This window comes from Fibrobacter sp., from assembly GCF_045131395.1.
Lineage (GTDB): Bacteria > Fibrobacterota > Fibrobacteria > Fibrobacterales > Fibrobacteraceae > Fibrobacter.
In genome coordinates this window covers 231,163-250,149 of the sequence record NZ_JBGUQY010000024.1, presented here as the reverse complement: position 1 = coordinate 250,149, position 18,987 = coordinate 231,163, and the positions used below count along the sequence as shown (strand labels likewise).

General features: G+C 52.4%; 12 protein-coding genes. 9 read left to right on the top strand and 3 right to left on the bottom strand.

The genetic code is table 11. The features are described from left to right. Positions 1-3: 3 nt before the first annotated feature. The 3 genes from ACJMNB_RS07605 to ACJMNB_RS07595 all read right to left on the bottom strand — a co-directional run bounded on the left by ACJMNB_RS07605 (position 4) and on the right by ACJMNB_RS07595 (position 1,737). Positions 4-1,017, bottom strand: a complete 1,014-nt coding sequence (locus ACJMNB_RS07605) for a metal ABC transporter solute-binding protein, Zn/Mn family (protein ID WP_405340866.1) — start codon at positions 1,015-1,017, stop codon at positions 4-6. Positions 1,018-1,082: 65 nt separating this feature from the next. Then, positions 1,083-1,349, bottom strand: coding sequence for a hypothetical protein (locus ACJMNB_RS07600; protein ID WP_405340863.1), 267 nt, complete (start codon positions 1,347-1,349; stop codon positions 1,083-1,085). Continuing rightward, positions 1,342-1,737, bottom strand: coding sequence for a Fur family transcriptional regulator (locus ACJMNB_RS07595; RefSeq protein WP_405340861.1), 396 nt, complete (start codon positions 1,735-1,737; stop codon positions 1,342-1,344). The genes ACJMNB_RS07600 and ACJMNB_RS07595 overlap by 8 nt, the downstream gene beginning before the upstream one ends. 246 nt (positions 1,738-1,983) lie before the next feature. On the opposite strand from ACJMNB_RS07595, the gene ACJMNB_RS07590 reads away from it, so the two are divergent. The 9 genes from ACJMNB_RS07590 (at position 1,984) to ACJMNB_RS07550 (ending at position 18,982) form a co-directional block, all read left to right on the top strand. Further along, a complete protein-coding gene (locus tag ACJMNB_RS07590; protein ID WP_405340858.1) occupies positions 1,984-2,847 on the top strand; it encodes a DUF4423 domain-containing protein in 864 nt (287 codons plus the stop codon). Then, positions 2,844-4,166 (top strand): hypothetical protein, encoded by a 1,323-nt coding sequence (locus tag ACJMNB_RS07585; protein WP_405340855.1) that lies wholly within the window; start codon positions 2,844-2,846, stop codon positions 4,164-4,166. Before ACJMNB_RS07590 ends, ACJMNB_RS07585 begins: the two co-directional genes overlap by 4 nt. Positions 4,167-4,360: 194 nt before the next feature. Continuing rightward, positions 4,361-6,631, top strand: a complete 2,271-nt coding sequence (locus ACJMNB_RS07580) for a carbohydrate-binding protein (RefSeq protein WP_405340852.1) — start codon at positions 4,361-4,363, stop codon at positions 6,629-6,631. A gap of 128 nt (positions 6,632-6,759) precedes the next feature. After that, on the top strand, positions 6,760-9,009 hold the full coding sequence (locus tag ACJMNB_RS07575) for a carbohydrate-binding protein (protein ID WP_405340849.1): 2,250 nt from the start codon (positions 6,760-6,762) through the stop codon (positions 9,007-9,009). A 102-nt stretch (positions 9,010-9,111) separates the two neighbouring features. Beyond that, the gene (locus ACJMNB_RS07570) at positions 9,112-11,196 is read left to right on the top strand and encodes a carbohydrate-binding protein (RefSeq protein ID WP_405340846.1); all 2,085 of its coding nucleotides are present in this window, start codon (positions 9,112-9,114) and stop codon (positions 11,194-11,196) included. A 167-nt stretch (positions 11,197-11,363) separates the two neighbouring features. Continuing rightward, entirely contained in the window at positions 11,364-13,025 is a 1,662-nt protein-coding gene (locus tag ACJMNB_RS07565) for a sialate O-acetylesterase (RefSeq protein ID WP_405340843.1), read from the top strand. A gap of 262 nt (positions 13,026-13,287) precedes the next feature. Further along, positions 13,288-15,612, top strand: coding sequence for a family 43 glycosylhydrolase (locus ACJMNB_RS07560; protein ID WP_405340840.1), 2,325 nt, complete (start codon positions 13,288-13,290; stop codon positions 15,610-15,612). A gap of 40 nt (positions 15,613-15,652) precedes the next feature. Continuing rightward, on the top strand, positions 15,653-17,131 hold the full coding sequence (locus tag ACJMNB_RS07555; protein WP_405340837.1) for a carbohydrate binding domain-containing protein: 1,479 nt from the start codon (positions 15,653-15,655) through the stop codon (positions 17,129-17,131). Between the two features lie 18 nt (positions 17,132-17,149). After that, complete coding sequence (locus tag ACJMNB_RS07550) at positions 17,150-18,982, top strand: carbohydrate-binding protein (protein ID WP_405340834.1); 1,833 nt, start codon at positions 17,150-17,152, stop codon at positions 18,980-18,982. Positions 18,983-18,987: the final 5 nt, after the last annotated feature.

The following is an 18,987-nucleotide window of genomic DNA, read 5'->3' as shown; positions in this document are numbered from 1 at the left end:
AATTTACTTTAAAGCTTTTTTCAAAACTTCCAGGTTAGACTGCATGATCGAAAGGTAGTCCATGCCGGATTCCATCTGGGCGTCGGTCACCGACTGCATCGAGTTCAGCGTGAGCACCTGGGCTTCTTTCGACTTCTTGCTTGCATCGAGGATGGCGCGGGCAATCTTGCCGTTGCTTCCGTCGATGGTGAAAATGGCGGGGAGGGCGAGGGTATCCATCTTGCCGGCCAGGAAGGCTACCGTTTCAAAGCTCGCTTCGCTTTCGGCGGAGCAGCCAACAAACGCGGCAAAATACTTAATGCCGTAATCATCCACCAGATAACGAAACGGAAAACGGTCGCCGAACAGAACGGTCTTGTTTTCTGCCGAGGAGGTGGCGGCCGTATAGCTGTTGTCCAGTTCCTGGATCTTGGCCATGTAGGCAGAAGCGTTTGCCTTGTAGGTGGTAGCGTTTTCTGCATCGATCTTTGCGAGGGCTTCGGCAATGCCGTCCACAAGGATAATGGCGTTCTTCAGGGAGAGCCAGACGTGTTCGTCGTTTTCTACTTCTTCGTGATGGTCATGGTCTTCGTGGGCTTCGGCGTGTTCATGATGTTCGTGTTCTTCGGCCTGCATGCCTTCCACGACTTCTTCTTCCTTGACGCGGTCACCCAGGGCCTGCATCAGGCTCATCTGCACGCGGCCGGCCTTCGGCGTGGCGCTCAGGGCCTTTTCGATCCATTCGTCCGATTCGCCGCCTACGTACACCACCAGGTCGGCGCTGGCAATGGCTGCGATATCCTGTGCCGACGGCTTGTAGCTGTGCAAGTCGGTACCGTTCTTGATCAACAGCTTCAGGTTCACTGCGCCCACGCGGTCGCCCAGGACGTTCTTCAGCCAGTCATACTGCGGATAGGTCGTCGCGACAATGGAAACTTTCTTCTGGGCGGGAGTCTTTTCGCTGGATTCTGCACTACAGGCAACCAGCGTCAGGGCTGCCGCCAAAACAAACATTGCAAGAGCTGCAAATTTCTTCATTATAAGTCCTTTACCCTTTCGGGTGAAAATGTGAATTGATGGTTAAAGCCGGAGGACGGCTCCCATCAATTCAGTAAAAGGACTTTCTGCGAAACAAGGGTTACCGACCGCGATGTCGCGGCCCTGAAACAAACCAGCTTGAAATAGAAAATATGGAACGCCAGTTCGAAGGGGGCCACTACCAGTTCCAGGCATACCGAAATCAGTTCCAGACATCGGTGGATGTGGTGGCACACGTGGCAATGTTCGCCGTGGCAGTGGTGCTCCAGGTTCCTGGCGACATAGAGCGAGGCGAAAAATACGATCAGCTTGTCCAACAGGGTGCTAGCCATGCCGCCTCCGGGAACAGTCGGAGCAGCGCCCGAGCAGAACCGATTGCTTTTGGTCCAGCACGAAGCCGTTCAGGCGTTGGATCGAGAGCATGAGCATTTTTAGGGCGGGACCTGCCAGGTGGAAGAACTTGCCGCAGTCCTTGCAGACCAGGTGCATTTTCTCTTCGCAGCGGCCGGGGCCCGTGTAGCGGTATTGCAGTTCGTTGTTGTCGTCGGCACCGACGATTTGCACCGTGCCGGCCTTTTCGAGCCTTGCAATGTTCCTATAGATAGTGCTTAGCGAAACATCGGGCAGGTTTTGGGCAATTTCGGAAGCCTTGAAAATCCGGTCCGGATTTTCGGCCATGTAGTCCATGATCTTTTGCCGCGTCTGTGTCTTATATTCCATGTTTCGCCCTCCGCAAACCGAATTTGCGAATGGTTCGCAAAATATAGTAAATTTGAGAATGATTTGCAATTTACGTTTGGCGACTTTGCCGGTTTCCCTTTTTGGCCAAATTTGGGCGTTTTTGCCCCGTTTGTGACCAACGTCACAAAGCACTTGGATAAAACGTCCATGCGAATTTTACCCTCGGTATATGTTTCTTTACCTGCAAAGTCTATTTTATTATTGTAAATATACGGGTAAAAAATTATGGTTACGTTTTCTGACATATCGGATTACCGCGACTTCCTGAAGGAGTACTACGATCGCAGGAAGGCTGAGATGCCTTTCTACTCGTACCGTATGATGGGGGATAAGCTGGGGTTGGATTCCAGCTACCTTTATCGCGTGCTGCAGAAAAAGCAGCACCTTCCGGCTCATGCACTCCCCGCCGCGAAAGAAATCCTGAATCTGTCCGGTCGCGAGGCCGAATACTTTGACCTGCTCTTCTCCGCTGCAGTAACCAAGGACAAGGGCAAACGCGAAGAACTGATGGCCAAGGCCCTCGATCTTCGCGACGTGGATCGCCACAGTCTGCAGGCAGCCGAACTCAAGCTGCTCCAGAATTGGTGGATCCCGGCAGTGCGCGCCTACCTGGAACTGAATGGTGGCGTTGTGAATGTGAAGCAGATTTCCCGAGACCTGTGCCCCCCGATTACCGAGGAACAGGCCCAGGAAGCTATCGATACCTTGCTGGAAGTTGGCCTGGTAAAGAAGATGGCTTCGGGTAAACTTGCTGTTACGGACGCCCACTTGACGGCGGGCGGCCCCGAAAAGAAACTTGCAGTGCGTCATTTCCAAAAAGAAGTGCTCTCTTTGGCTAGCGATGCACTTGACAATATTCCTGTTGACGAAAGAAATATTTCTACTCTTACATTGTCCGTGGACCAGTCCTGCTTTGATGATTTGGGTGATATGCTTCGAGAATTTAGGCGACTTGTCCAAAAGAGGGTGGACAGTGCCAAGAACCCGGATCGGGTAATGCAGCTTTCGATGGCGTTTTATCCGATTGCGCGCAAGGGCGGTGTCCGTACCGTTGATTCTGTGGAGGGCGGCAAAAGGGAGTCCAAATGAAGAAATGGGTGTGGCATATAGGTTTGGTTGCAGCGGTGGGAGCGCTCATTGCTGCATGCACTAGCAACGAAACTGCGGGTACTTCGCTTGAGACGGAGAACTCTGTTGCTGTCGTACTTGCTGTGCAGAAGGACGATGGCTTGCCCGCAGCCCGTACCAAGGTTTTTGTGCGTCCGTCCGAATTCTTGGCGGGTGCAAACAATATGGCATATAGTAAGGATTACGACGGACCGGAATCGCCGGTTGTCGAATCTGATTCTTCTGTTGGTGTCTTGAACCTGGAAACCGACGACCAGGGCCAGTTGAACCTCCCGAGGCTTAAATCCGGTAGCTATACCATTGAAGCCCGCGATGATTCCTTTAAGGCCTTTAAGCCTGTAGTCGTTGGTGACAGCACTTGCGACACCGTGTCTATCCAGATGACGCCGACGGGTTCGATTTCGGGCCAGGTCTACATGCCCGATAACGTGTCGTCCGTGACGGTGGCTATCAAGGGTCTCGATTACTTTGTTGAAACTGATTCCGCCGGTAAATTTGAATTCCCCAGTGTTCCTGAAGGCCTCTTGAACGTGGTGGGATTTGTATACCGCACTTATCAGGTTCCCGATATGGACGGTGAAACTTCGACTATCAGCAACTTCATGTCGGTGGGTAGCCGCAATACGAGAGTTGAATCTGACAAGGCGTCGGAGAACGTGAAGATCGGTCAGAAGAAGATCGTGATTGTCCAGCCGGATACGACTCCGAAGGATACGACTCCGGTGTACCCCGTAACCTTGTTCGAAGATTTCGAAGACAGCACCTATGGCTGGTACAAGTCTGTATCCCGCTATGCCGATGCTGAACTCGATGCCGTAAGGAATGTGGCTGGTCGCAAGGGCATGGTGGCACACTTCGTGTACACCAACGATTCCAACGCCAACTGGGCTTTGATGGGACATGACCTGAACGGAATGAAGGACTTGAGTGAACTTGATTCCGTGGTGTTCTGGGCCCGCGCCGGATATGGCGATTCTACCCAGTGGATTAGCGTTTCCTTCGATGTGCTCCTGGATTCCGCCGCTCTCGATCGCACCGGTCTCGAAAACGGTAAGGCCTGGGTGCATATCTCCCTCGATACGGCCTGGCAGCGCTTTGTAGTCACGCCTAAGGACTTGCTGGAACCTGACGAACACAATATCGGTGGCAACATCGGCTGGGACGAAGTCAAGGAACATGTGACGAACCTGAACTTCTTCGGCGGTGGCGTGACCGAGGGCGAACCCTACGAACTGTGGCTCGACGATATCACGATTTACGGCGTCAAGGGACTGGAATAGTTTTCATCTAAAATGATTGCACCAAGTGCATAACGAGCATTATGGCGGGCTTCGGCCCGCCATTCTTTATTCTGTATGCCCCCCGTCATGGATAATGTGTCAATGGAAATGTTTTTGGGGTCTGTCAAAATGGGCGGAAATGAGGGTAATTTTAGTCTGTGAAGGTTTGGTGTTTATGCCTTCGAGGAGTCCGTATGGATTATAGGAACGTTTGGAATAAGTTTGGCCTGAAGAAGGCCGCCTGTCTGGTTGCCGGTCTTGCCGCCTTTGGCCTTGCTGACAACCCCATTTCCACTTATCATTACTTGGCTGACCCGGGTGCTGCCGCCGATGATGATTACTTCTATATCATCACGGACTCCGATGACCCGGCTCCGGCAAACGCTGACGGTTACAAGATTTACGCCCTTTATGCATTCCGTAGTAGGGATATGCAGAACTGGACGGACTACGGCATTATTTATGACGCCCGCAAGGTGAGCGGCATTAACGACATTTGGGCCTCTGGCATTGCTGTCCATAACGGCACCTTCTATATCGTGTTCCCCGATGGCGGTGGCGGCGGTATCGGCTACATCAAGGCTCCGGCAATTGAAGGCCCGTGGTCCAACGCCGTGGGCAATGGCAAGACCAAGCTTGTTGGCGGTAGCGGCATTATCGGCTGCGATGGCGTGTCCTGGTGCTTTGACCCGGGTATCTTTATCGATGACGACGGAACCACCTACGTCACATGGGGTGGTGGCGAAAGCACGAGCCGCCCGAACACCGATAACTTCGATATCGTGAAATTGAACGATGCGAAGAACGCTCCGGTGGGCAATGGTTCTCACGTGAAGGTGAACAACTTGCCTAAGCGCAAGATGCTTGAAGCCTCTTACATCCATAAGCACAAGGGAACTTATTACTTCTCGTATAGTACCGGTTGGCAGGATGGCGCTCCCACGATTGACTACGGTACGTCCGACAACGTGATGGGCCCCTACACTTGGAAGGGTACCATTCTTGGCGACCCGAGCATGAACGGCAGGAGCATTAACGGCAACAACAACCACCATGGTATTGCCGAATTCAAGGGCCATTCTTACGTGGTGTATCATGACCGCCGTATTGCCAAGGGCCACAACGGCCTGGAAGTTATTCCGGCCGATGACGGTCGCGCCAACCCGAACGAAGGCTACCACCGCAGTGTTTCTGTAGACGAGATGTTCTACAATGCCGACGGTACCATCAAGCAGGTGGTTTGCACCAACGAAGGTCCGGAACAGATTGAAAACTTTGATCCGTATGATTGGTATCCGGCTCTCACCAGCTCCAAGCAGAAGGGCGTTCGTAGCCGTTCTAACTTTGTGCAGGGCAAGGCTGCCGAACATGTGTTGCTCCCGCTTTCGAGCAAGGAATCTTGGCTCCGCGTTTCTGGTGTAGACTTCGGTACTGCTGCTACGGGCTTCACTGTCGAAGCAGCAAGCGTCGCCGAAGGCAACAAGATTGAAATCCGCACCGGTTCTGCAACAGGTACGCTGGCTGGTACTTGTAACCTCAAGACCACTAGCAACAAGAATACCTACGCCATGAACGAGTGCGAGGTGGAAGGCCTGAAGGGCATTGTGAAGCAGCTGTTCCTGGTGTTCAAGGGCAATCAGGATTCTACCATGGCTATCAAGGCCTGGGGCTTTGAAGGCAGCGGCACCACTCCGCCGACTCCGCAGAGCCCGTTCGGTGGCACGGCTTGGGCAATTCCGGGCAAGATCGAAATGGAAAACTTCGATGAACCGGGTGTCGGCCGTGGCAGCGATCTCAAGTCTTACAGCGATAACGATGCCGAAGACCATGGCGTTGACAATGGCGGCACCAGCTACCGCGAAGGTACCGGCGTCGACATTTACAAGAAGGCTACCGGTTACGTAGTTGGCTATAACCAGGCCGGGGAATGGTTGGAATATACGGTGAACGTGAAGGAAGCAGGTGACTACACCATGTATGCCGCCGTTGCCTCCGCCAACGCGACCTCCAGCTTCCAGCTATCTATCGACGGTGATAACATTACCGAAGAAATCTCCGTTCCCCAGGCAAGCTCCGGCGAAGACAATTACGACGATTACAACAAGGTGAAGGCCAACGTGAAGTTGCCCGCCGGTGAACATATCCTCCGCTTTACGGTGACGGGTGACTGGATGGACATCGACTACATCAACTTCGTGGCAGGCAAGGATGCTGTCGATTCTGATCCCCTCGGTGGTACGACGGCTATTGCTGCAGATGTGAAGCTGGGTGTCCCCACGGTTACGAAATTTGACGTATTTAGCCTGAATGGCAAAAAAATCGCAAGTTTTGTGGCCCATAACATGGCCGAAGCCACCAAGATTTGGCAGAGCGGCTCGGTCAAGGGTACAGAAAAGGCGGAAGGCATTTGCCTGATCCGTAGCCGTAGCACCGGCGCCGTTGCGAAAGTTCGCTCCATTCGTTAATTTTCATAGATAAACCTATGGACAAATAGTCAATAAAAAGTGCCCCTAGGGGCGCTTTTTTGGCGTTTTTTGAGGATAATTTAAGATTGTGAAGGTTTGGTGTGTTTATTGCCTTCTTAGGAGTCCATATGGATTACAGGAATGTTTGGAAGCGTTTCAGTCTTAAAAAGACTGCTTGCCTGGTTGCGGGTCTTGCCGCTTTTGGCCTTGCCGACAACCCTATTTCTAGCTATCACTACTTGGCTGACCCGGGTGCCGCCTCTGACGACACTTATTTCTACGTGATCACCGACTCCGATGATCCGGCTCCGGCGAATTCTAGCGGTTACGAAATCAAGGCCCTTTATGGCTTCCGTACCAAGGATATGAAAAACTGGACGGACTTTGGTATCATTTACGATGCCCGCAAGGTGAGCGGTATCGATGCTATTTGGGCATCTGGCATTGCCGTGAACCCCAAAGACCACAGACTCTATATCGTGTTCCCTGATGGTGGCGGCGGCGGCATTGGCCTTATTGGCGCCGACAGCATTGCCGGCCCCTGGACGAATCCTCTTGGTGGAGAAAAGAAACTCATCAACAACTGGGGTGGTGGTATTGCGGACTGCGACGGTATCGGTTGGTGCTTTGACCCGGCAATCTTCTTCGATGATGATGGTACGGGCTACTTTACCTTTGGCGGTGGCGATAGCGATTCTCGCCCGGCCAGGGACAACAACAACGATATCTTCAACATCTACAAGTTGAACAGCGATATGAAGGGCTTCGACGTAAGTTCCAAGACTCACCTGAAGATTGGTGGTCCGAAGGCGATGGAAGCTTCTTATATCCACAAGTACAAAAACAATTACTACCTGTCTTACAGTACTGCCGATTTGCGTATTGCCTACGGTATGGCAACGAGCCCGATGGGTCCTTATACCTATAAGGGAATCTTCATGGGTAACCCCAACATTGGCGGCCAGAACATTAACGCAAACAACAACAACCACCACGGCATTGCTGAATTCAAGGGCCACTGGTACGTGGCTTACCATGACCGCCGCATTGCTAACGGTTACGATGGCCTGGAAAAGATTCCTGCCGAAGACGGCAAGGCAAATCCGAATGCCGCCTACCACCGTAGTGTAAGCGTCGATGAATTCTATTACAATTCTGACGGTACCATGAAGGAACTGACCTTCACCAAGGAAGGCCCGAAGCAGATCGAAAACTTCGATCCGTATGATTGGTATCCGGCTCTCACGAGCTCCAAGCAGAAGGGCATTCGCAGCCGTTCCAATTGGGCTCCAGGTAAAGTTGCGGAACACTTGTTGCTCCCGCTTTCGACCAAGGAATCCTGGATTCGCGTTTCTGGCGTTGACTTCGGTACGGCCGCAACAGGCTTTACCGTGCAGGCTGCCAGCGCTGCCGACGGCAACAAGATTGAAATTCGCACCGGATCTGCAACGGGTACGCTGGCGGGCACTTGTACGCTCAAGAATACGGGCAACAAGTCTACCTTCGCCGAAACCTCTTGCGAAATGACTGGCCTCAAGGGCATTGTGGAATCTGTGTTCCTGGTGTTCAAGGGCTCTCAGGATTCTACCATGGCTATCAAGGCCTGGGGCTTCGAAGGCAGCGGTACTACTCCGCCGACTCCCCAGACTCCGTTCAAGGGTACTGCAATTACCATTCCGGGTACTGTCCAGATGGAGGACTTTGACGTTCCGGGTACGGGTCGTGGCGGCGATGTGGAATCTTTCAGCGATAACGATTCCGAAAACCGCGGCGATAGCGACTACCGCGAAGATACGGGCGTAGACCTTTACGAGAAGGCTACCGGTGTCGTGGTGGGCTACAACCAGGCTGGTGAATGGCTGGAATATACTGTGAACGTAAAGGAAACGGGCGATTATACCATGTATGCCGCCGTTGCTTCTGCCAACGCGACTTCCAGCTTTAAGCTGTCCATTGACGGCGAAGACATTACTGATGAAATCTCGGTTCCGCAGAACGAAGGTGAAGACAACTGGAACGATTACAGTAAGGTGCATACCAATGTGAAACTTGCTGCCGGCCAACATATCCTCCGCTTTACGGTGACTGGCGACTGGATGGATATCGACTATATCAACTTCGTGGCTGGCAAGGATGCGCCGGATATGGAACCCATGGGCATTGCGAACAAGGTAAAGTTCAATGCGGCCAAGGTTTCGAATTTCGACGTGTTTGACTTGAGCGGCAAGAAGATTGCAAGCTTTACTGCTCGCGATATGGCCGAAGCATCTAAACTTTGGAAGAGTGGTTCTGTTAAGGGTGCAGAAAAGGCAAGTGGTGTTAGCCTGATCCGCAACCGTACCAATGGCGTGATTGCCAAGGTGCGGGTCGCCCGCTAAGTTTCCCATAAACACATCCAACCAGGAGGACTCCCTCGAGTGGGGGAGCCCTTCCTTTGGGAAAGAACTCTGATGGAGAACAAAGTGCATAAGGAGTAAAAGATGAGTGTAAAATTGGTGAAGGGATTAGGTGTCGCCATTGGGATGGCCGGCATCTGGAGCTTGGTTTCTGCATCGACGGTGAATGTCGATGTGACTGACGAACATCAGGTCATCCGTGGTTTCGGTGGCATGGTGCATAACCAGTGGCAGGGCGGTAGCGGCCTTTCTGAAGCCGATGCCAAGATTGCCTTTGGTACGGGCGATGGTACGCTCGGCCTGAATACGCTGCGTATTCCGGTGTATGCAAGTTCTAACGATTTTAATAAAGAAGTTCAGGCTGCAAAGTACGCAAAGAAGTACGCAGGCGACGACTTTATTCTGTATGCAACCCCGTGGACTTCTCCGTATGCGGGCGCTAATCAGCATATGTCTTCGTCTAACTACCAGAAGTACGTGGACCACCTGAATAGCTTTAACGACTACATGAAAAACCAGGGCGTTCCCCTGTATGCAATCTCTATCAGTAACGAACCGGATTGGTGCGGCGAATGGGCTTGCTGGAGCGCCGACGAAATCTACAACTTCACCAAGGGCTATGCCGATAAGATGCGCAAGAACGGCGTCAAGGTGATTTCGACGGAATCTTTCCGCTACGACAAGAATCTTTATAACAAAGTCTTGAACGATGCCAACGCCCTCAAGAACTGGGACATTCTCGGTGCGCACTTCTACGCAAGTGACAGAAACTCCCAGGATAACTTCTTCCAGTACCAGCTTGCTGACCAGAAGGGCGTGGAACGCTGGATGACGGAACACTATACCGAAAGTCAGGGTAGTGGTAACGACTGGCGTACGATCCGCAATACGGGTGACCAGGCGAATGCCAACAAGCGCGATACCGTGAACGCTATGGACGTGGGCTACGAAATCCACCGTGCCATGGTTATCGGTAATTTCAACCAATACACTTGGTGGTACATCCGTCGTTGCTATGGCCTTATCATGGAAAAGGATTTTGGTAACAAACTCCAGATTCCGCAGAACGAAATTGGCAAGATTTCCAAGCGTGGCTATGTGCTTTCTCAGTTTGCTCGCTTTATCCGCCCGGGTGCTGTCCGCGTGGGTGCAACTGCCAAGCCCGAGGCAAACCTCTTTGCCAGTGCTTACAAGAGTGCCGATGGCGATAGCGTGATTGTTGTGCTCGTGAACCGCGATTACAAAAACGACAAGTCCGTGACCGTCAAGGTGCAGGGCGCCGATGTGCAGTCCTTCCATGTTTACACGACCAGTGAAGCGAAGAACGCTAAGTACGAAGGCGAAGTCGAAGTCAAGAACGGCGAAGTGACGGTCAAGATGGAATCTGGTGGCAGCAACTTCAAGGATTGCATCGTGACGCTCGTGGGCGTTGGTACTCCGTCTGAACCGGTTCCGCGCGAACCGTTTGGCGGCAAGGTCGCCGAAATTCCGGGCAAGATCGAAGCCGAAAACTTCGACATTCCGGGCACCGGCAAGGGCAACAAGACCTACAGCGATGCTGATTCTGACAACCATTCTTGCACCGACGAAGGCAAGGAAGCCGAATGCACCGATTACCGCGAAGGCACGGGTGTTGACATTTACAAGAAGGCTACCGGCTACGTCGTGGGCCACAACCAGGCTGGCGAATGGCTGGAATACACCGTGAACGTGAAGGAAGCTGGCGAATACAACATGATTGCTTCTGTCGCGACGAGCAATTCCGATGTGGGCTTTACGCTTTCCATTGATGGCGACGCCATTGCCGAAGTTCCGGTTTCGGGCTCCAGCTGGGATGACTTCGAGAAGGTGACCGCCAAGGTGAACTTGCCTGCCGGCGAACACATTTTACGCATGGAAGTGACTGGCTCCTGGTTCGACATTGACTACTTCAAGTTTGAAAGGGCCTGCACTGATTGCAACACGGGAATTGCCAGCGTTCGTTTCGATATGCCGACCGAAGCTGAAAATTACCGCATTTTTGACATGAATGGTGGCTTTATCGGCATGGTGCGTGCCTCCAATGGGCAGGAACTGAAGAATGCCGCTACGGGACTGGTACGGTGCGGTGGCGCCTACTTGGCTAAGTCTGCCGCCGGAAAAATCCTGCGCATTCAGGTGTCAAAGTAAGCACGAATGGCTGAAGTAAACTTTAGTTAACCGAAACCCGCCTTTTGGGCGGGTTTTTCGTTTGTTTTTGCCTGTCTCCTATTGACTATTTATCCATAGGTTTCGGCTTTTTTTACATAAAAAAGCCAATTTTTTTGGATAACTTTAGGGTATAAAAGGAGTGTGTTATGGACTTTAAAAAAGTTTCTGAGTTTTTGACCCCGGCCCTGTGGCTTGTCGGCGGGCTTCTGATGCTCGCGACCATTGCCAATGCGGCCCCGAACCCCAATTTCCATATCTATATCGCCTACGGCCAGTCGAATATGGCCGGTAACGGCCCGATTGTTCCTGCCGAAGACCAGGCAACGAACCCCAAAAATTTCTTGATGATTGCCTCCCATAACGCGAGTGCTAGGGACCGTAGTGGTAGCACCACTCAGTCTATCGAGACTGGCAAATGGTACCCTGCAATTCCGCCGATGTTCCACCCGTTTGAAAAGCTTTCTCCGGCTGACTACTTTGGCCGCGCCATGGTGGATTCCCTGCCGGGTGTAACTGTGGGTATTATTCCTGTGGCTATCGGTGCTGTAAGTATCAAGGCTTTCGACAAGGACCAGTACCAGGCATACTTCAGCTCTGCTGCAAGCTATATTCAGAGCTGGGCTAAGGACTACGATTCCAATCCGTACCAGAGAATTGTAGACCTGGGCAAAAAGGCTAAGGAAGTGGGCGTTATCAAGGGCGTGATCTTCCACCAGGGTGAAACTGATGGCGCTGGCACTGAATGGCAGAACAATGTGTACAAGACCTACAAGGACATTATCAATGCTCTTGATTTGGACGAAAACGAAGTGCCTTTTGTGGCTGGCGAAATGATGAACGACCCCACGGGTAACTCCGGCCAGGGTAGCTGCTGCAGCTCTAAGAATGCCGGTATTGCCCAGCTCAAGAGCAAGTTCAAGAAGTTTGGTTTGGCCTCTTCCCAGGGCTTGAAAGGTAACGGCGCTGATCCCTATCATTTTGGCCGCGAAGGTGTGATTGAACTTGGTCGTCGCTATTGTTCCGAAATGCTCAAGCTGATTGATAAGACCATTGACCCGGATGCTCCGGCGGTGGACTTGGTTGATCCGAGCCAGTCTACTGTTCCCGATGAACCGCCTGAGGAATACGGCCCGTATGGCGATGCTCCCGCAAAGATTCCTGGCACTATTGAAGTCGAAGAATACAACAAGGGCGGTGCCGACAAGGGTTACTATGATTTGAGCAAGGGCAATGAAGGTGGCAAGTTCCGCAAGAACGATGTGGACATTTACCAGCCCAACATGGGTTTGGTTGTTGGTCACTGCCAGAAGGGCGAATGGCTTAAGTATACCGTGAAGGTGGAAGCCGATGGCGAATACGAAATTTCTGCACTCGTGGCTGGCGATAACAGCACCGGTGGCTTCCAGCTATACATTGATGACGAACCGATCGGTTCTGAAATCGCTAACGAAGGCAAGGGTTTCACTTCGTTCACGACGGTGGGCGGTGGCAATGCTAACTTGAAGGCCGGCGAACATGAATTGAAGCTGGAAATCACCAACGACTGGATCGATATTGACTATGTGGAATTCAAGGCTCATTCTACGACGTCTATTGCTCAGGGCTTGAACCTGATGACCGAAGCTGAAAGCAACTTCAACCTGTTCGATATGCAGGGCAAGCATGTGGCAAGCTTCAAGGCTGCCGGCATGGATGCTGCGGTACGTATGGTCAAGGATGGTGTCAAGGGTATCCGTCAGGGAGTGTATTTGGTTCGCTCTGCCGGCAAGATGGGCGTCAAGCAGAAGGTGGTGACCTATGAAAAGTAGCGAAATTGTGGTCGTTAAGCAGATTGCCGTCTTTTCGATTCTTGCAGTCGTGCTGGGATTTCTGTACGGTTAAAGTTTAAACTCTCTCTCCTTGTTTTACACCCCTGGTTTAGGGGTGTTTTTTTGTGTTTTTGCCGTTGGCCTTCTTGACAATTTGTCAAAGGAACTTGCGGTTTGGTGGGGCAATTTATCCCGTTTTTAGGGTAATTTTAGAATGATGAAATTTGTATGGGCGGTGGTGCGCTCAGTAAAGGAGTACTATATGGGATGGCTAAAAGGTTTGGGCGTTGCCCTCGTTAGTTCTTGTGCCGTTTACGCAGCAACGGTCAACAATCCGATTATGTATGTCGATAGTCCGGACCCTTCCATTGTCCGCGTCGATGATGCTTATTACATGGTGACGACCACCATGCACTTTGCTCCGGGCGTGCCTGTTTTCAAGAGCACCGATTTGGCCCAGTGGCGCACGGTGGGTTATGCCTACCAGACCCTCACCAACAACGACAACATGAACTTGAACGGCGGCAAGGACGCCTACGGCAAGGGCTCCTGGGCGTCCAGCATTCGTTACCACAAGGGTAACTTCTATGTATTGACACCGTCATACACCACCAACAAGACGCACCTTTACAAGACCGCCGATGTGGAAAATGGCCCGTGGTCCGAAGTACAACTCCCGTTCTACCATGACCCCTCCCTCTTCTTTGATGACGATGGCACCGCCTGGGTGTTCTACGGTTCGGGCGACCAGATTAGCTATGTGCAGCTCAATGACGATGCCAGCGGTGTGAAGGCCGGCGGCAAGAGCGGCAAGCTCGGCGGCGTGAGCATTAACCAGGTGACCGGCTCCAACAATTACTATGTGCAGCAGGAAGGCTCCCACATGGAGAAGGTGAACGGCGAATACTACCTGTTCACGATTTCTTGGCCGGCAGGCAAGAGCCGTAGCGAAATTGTTTACCGTTCCAAGAGCCTGCTCTCCGGATTTAGCGGCAGATACTTCTTGTCTGATAACGGCGTTGCCCAGGGTGGTATTTTCGATACTCCCGATGGCAAGTGGTATGCACTGTTGTTCCGCGATTCCGGCCCGGTGGGCCGTATGTCGCACTTGGTCCCGATGGAATGGAAGGACGGCTGGCCGGTTCCCACCAGCGGAAGCAAGGCTCCCTCCACAATCGACCTGCCCGAAAGCCCGCTTCCGGGTTACGGCATGGTTACCAGCGACGATTTTGAATCTAGCGAACTTGCTCTCGAATGGCAGTTTAACCACAACCCTGATAACAAGAATTGGAGCCTGTCTGCAAATCCGGGCTACTACCGTATTACTACCAGCCGCACTGATTCCCGCGTGCAGAATGCAAAGAATACCTTGACCCAGCGCACCTTTGGCCCCAAGTGCTCCGGTCGTACGCTGGTAGATGGCACCGGCATGAAGGACGGCGACATGGCTGGCCTCGTTGCCCTGCAAGATGACAAGGGCTTTGTGGCACTCGCCAAGGATGGTGGCAGTTACAAGGTGGTGATGTACACCGGAAACAAGGACGGCGAAAAGCTTGCTGCAAGCCAGGCCCTTTCGGATTCCAAGGTTTACCTGCGAATCGATTTCGACTTGCCCATTGACCGCGGTACCGCCTATTTCTACTACAGCACCGATGGTAGCACCTGGACAAAGATCGGTAGCGAAGTGAAGCTCAATTACGACCTGCACATGTTCGTGGGTGTACGCTGGGGTCTCTTCAACTTTGCGACAAAGACGGCTGGTGGCCATGCGGACTTTGACTGGTTCAAGGTCGGTGCCGACGTGAACGACGAAATTTACCTGGAAGGTGCCGGTGCAGAACCTGTGCCCCAGACTCCGTTCTGTGCCGCTGGCGAGAACTGCCCTGCCGTTGCGCTCCCGGGCAAGATCGAAGCCGAAAACTTCGACGTGCCGGGCAGGGGCAAGGATGGTACTTCGTACTATGACGGCGATTCCGAAAACCACGGCGATAGCGACTACCGCAAGGGCACGGGCGTAGACCTTTACGAAAAGGCGACCGGCGTCGTTGTGGGCTACAACAGCGAAGGCGATTGGCTGGAATACACCGTGAACGTGAAGGCTGCGGGCGAGTATACCATGTTTGCAGCTGTGGCTGCAGCGGGTTCTACCTCCAGCTTCAAGCTATCCTTGGATGGCAAGGACATTACCGAAGAAATTGCTGTGCCGGCGGCAAGTTCCGGCGAAAACAATTACGACGACTATAACAAGGTGAAGGCCAACGTGACGCTCCCTGCGGGCGAACATGTGCTCCGCTTCACGGTCATTGGCTCCTGGCTCGATATTGACTATTTCACCTTCGTGTCTGGCGCGAATGCTACGGATCCGGAACCCATTGGCCCGACAGGTATCGCCAATAAGGTCCGTTATGACGTGCAGACTGAACAAGTCTATCGCGTGTACGGCTTGAACGGAAGCTTTGTGGGGGCAGTGTTTGCCGCAAGCGCAAGTGAAGCCCAGTCCAAGGTACGCTCCATGGTTTCGGAAAAGGGCGTGTACCTGATTAAGGCGAAGAATGGGATGGTTCATCGCTTTATGGTGACGAAGTAACGACATTGCGGCGTAGCCGCTTTTATAAGGAGCATGAGTGATGAGATGTTTTGGTTTCAAGGGCAAGGTGGTGCTTGCCTTGGCAGGCGTGGCGCTATGTGCGAGTAGCGCTATTGCAGACAATATCAATGTGAACGGTGCAAACCGCAGTATGCTGGTGTATGCTCCGTCGGGCATCGAAAAAAATCGCCCGCTGATTATTCAGATGCACGGCATGAATCAGGATGCCCCTTACCAGCAGAATGCGGCTAAGTGGGAATCTATTGCCGACACGGCCCGTTTTGTGGTGGTGTTCCCCAATGGCGAAAACAAGGCCTGGGATATCTCTGGCGACAAGGATATCAATTTCTTAAAGGCTATCATCAATAATATGTATGAAAAGTACGGAATCGATAAAAAACGTGTATATGTTTCCGGCTTTTCGATGGGCGGCATGATGAGCTACCATGCGGCAAACAAGATGGGTGACATGATTGCGGCCATCGCCCCTGTTTCGGGTGGCGGCAGCCCGAATTCGCCCAAGCGCGCCATGCCGATTATGCATACCCATGGCACCACCGACGACGTGGTGAACTACAACAACACCGTGAATACGGTGAAGAGCTGGGTCTCTGCGCAGAAGTGTTCTTCGTCTTCCCAGAAGATTAAGCCTTATCCGGCAACCCGTTCGGGTTCTGCGGCTTCTCTTGAAATTTGGAGCGGCTGTAACGATGGGGTAGAAGTGCGCCTGATGACGATTGAAGGTAAGGGCCATTGGTATTCCATGGATTTGGCCAGCGTGAATACCAGCGACGAAATCTGGAATTTTGTGAAGAACTATTCCCTCGATGGTGTAACTCCCTCGGCCCCTGCCGTGGTGGTGCCCACCAATCGCGATAGCATCTTCAATGGCGGTTTCGATTCAAGCGCCGTGGCTTGGGATTTGCAGCTGCATGGCGATGCCAAGGCGATGGGTGCAGCCAAGGATGGCAAGTATCAGCTCGATATTTCGGCTGTCGGAACGCAGAATTACCAGGTGCAGCTGATTCAGCATGACTTGCATTTGGAAAAAGATCAGTGGTACGAAATCAGCTTTGATGCCAGTGCCGGTGCGGCCCGTACCCTCGAAGTGAATGTGGAACAGCATACGGATCCGTGGGATTCTTACTTGGGCGAAAAGCAGAATTTTGAAATCGGAACGGAGTCGAAAACTTATTCCTTCAAGTTCCAGATGACAGCCGCTACCGATACCAATAGCCGCTTGAGCTTTAATGCGGGAGCTGCCACGGGAACTCTTACGCTTGATAACGTAAAGATTTCGAAGACCGAAGCTGAGCCGCCTTCTAAGTTGGCGAATGTGCGCCTTGAAAAGGCCGGTGTCGAAAATTACGCCGTGTTCAGCATGAATGGTGTTTACCTGGGTCGTATCACTGCCGATAAGGCAGGGCTTTATGAAGCCACCAAGAATTTGGTGAAACGACCCGGAATGTTCTTGGTTAAGTCTGAGGTTGGATTGACATTTAGGTTGAATGTCAAGTAGTTTAAACAAGGAGTCAAGATGATGAAGGTTTCGACTAAAAAAGCAACGCTGGCGGCTGCGCTTTCGCTTTCGGCGATGAGCTTTGCTCACCCCGATAGCTTGGTGCTTACGCCACCGCTGGGTTGGAACAGCTGGAACGTGTTCCACGAAAACATCAACGAAAACCAGATTAAGGAAATTGCCGATGCCATGGTCAATTCTGGCTTGAAGGACGCCGGCTACATTTACCTGAACCTGGACGATAACTGGATGGATACCAAGCGCGATGCGCAGGGTAACCTCCAGAACAACCCGAAGACGTTCCCCAGCGGCATGAAGGCCTTGGCCGATTATGTCCATGAAAAGGGCCTGAAGTTCGGTCTTTATGGCGACCGCGGTAAACGTACCTGCCACCATTACAACAGCAATTGGCAGAGCCAGAGCGGTTCTAACGGTCACGAAGAACAGGATGCCAAGAAGCTCGCCGAATGGGGCGTAGACTACTGGAAGTACGATAACTGCGATTCTGACCCGAACACTCAGGAAAAAGATTATACCGCCATGTCCAAGGCTCTCCGCAATTCTGGACGCGACATCGTGTTCAGCATTTGCATGTGGGAATACAAGGAATGGATGCCAAAAATCGCTAACCTCTGGCGCACCACTTTCGATATCGGTCCCGCCTGGATTTCTCAGTCCTGGTACCGCGGCGTTTATGAAATTATCGATGCCAACAACAAGTATTGGCAGATTGCAAAGCCCGGTCACTGGAATGACCCGGACATGCTCGAAGTGGGGAATTCCGGCCTCTCTTACGAAGAGCAGCGTTCTCAGATGACGATGTGGTCTATTATGGCCGCTCCCATCATGATCAGTTCTGACGTTCGCAAGATGAGTAACGAGACCAAGGAACTCTACCTGAACAAGGACATGATTGCCATTAACCAGGACTCCTTGGGCGTTCAGGGCCACCGCATTTCTGACAAGAACGGCAAGCAGGTTTGGACCAAGCCCTTGCAGAACGGCGATATTGCCGTTGCGCTCCTCAACAACAATTCTTCTACCCAGACCGTCGAATGCAACTTTGCAGACATTGGCGTAGAAGGCGAAGTGGAAGTTCGCGATGCCTGGAAAAAGAAGGACTTGGGACCGGTTTCCCACGTTTCTATCGAACTCCCGGCCCACGGCTCTGCGCTGCTCCGCTTGGTTCTCAAGCCGGTTCCTCGCGCGCCGTTCAAGGGTGAAGCTCTCGCCATTCCGGGCAAAATCGAAATGGAAGACTTCGACATTAACGGCGTGGGTAAGGGTAACACCACCTACAGCGAGAATGATGCTGAAGACCACGGCGCCGAAAGCAATGGCGGCAAGAGCTATCGCGAAGGGACGGGTGTCGATATCTACAAGAAATCGAACGGCTATATCGTGGGCTATAACCAGGCTGGCGAATGGCTCGAATACACCGTGAAGGTGGCTGCAACGGGAACTTACACCATGAACGCTTCCGTGGCTTCTGCTAACAATACTTCTAGCTTCAAACTCTCCATGGATGGCAAGGACATCACCGAAGAAATTGCCGTTCCGCAGGCTACCTCCGGCGAAGACAATTACGATGAATACAATACGGTTGAAGCCAAGGTGAGCCTGACCGAAGGCGAACACATTCTTCGCTTTACGGTAACTGGCGACTGGATGGACATTGACTGGATTGAATTCTGCTCCGGTGACAGCTGCGAGGGAACCACGGGCATCCGCACGGCAGCTCCTGCGACAGTGCGTAGCTCCTCTGCGCCTCGCCTTCTCAAGAAGGGCAATGCCATGTTCATTGAAAAGAATGGCAAGCGCTTCGACCTGACGGGTCACCGCATCAAGTAATAAAT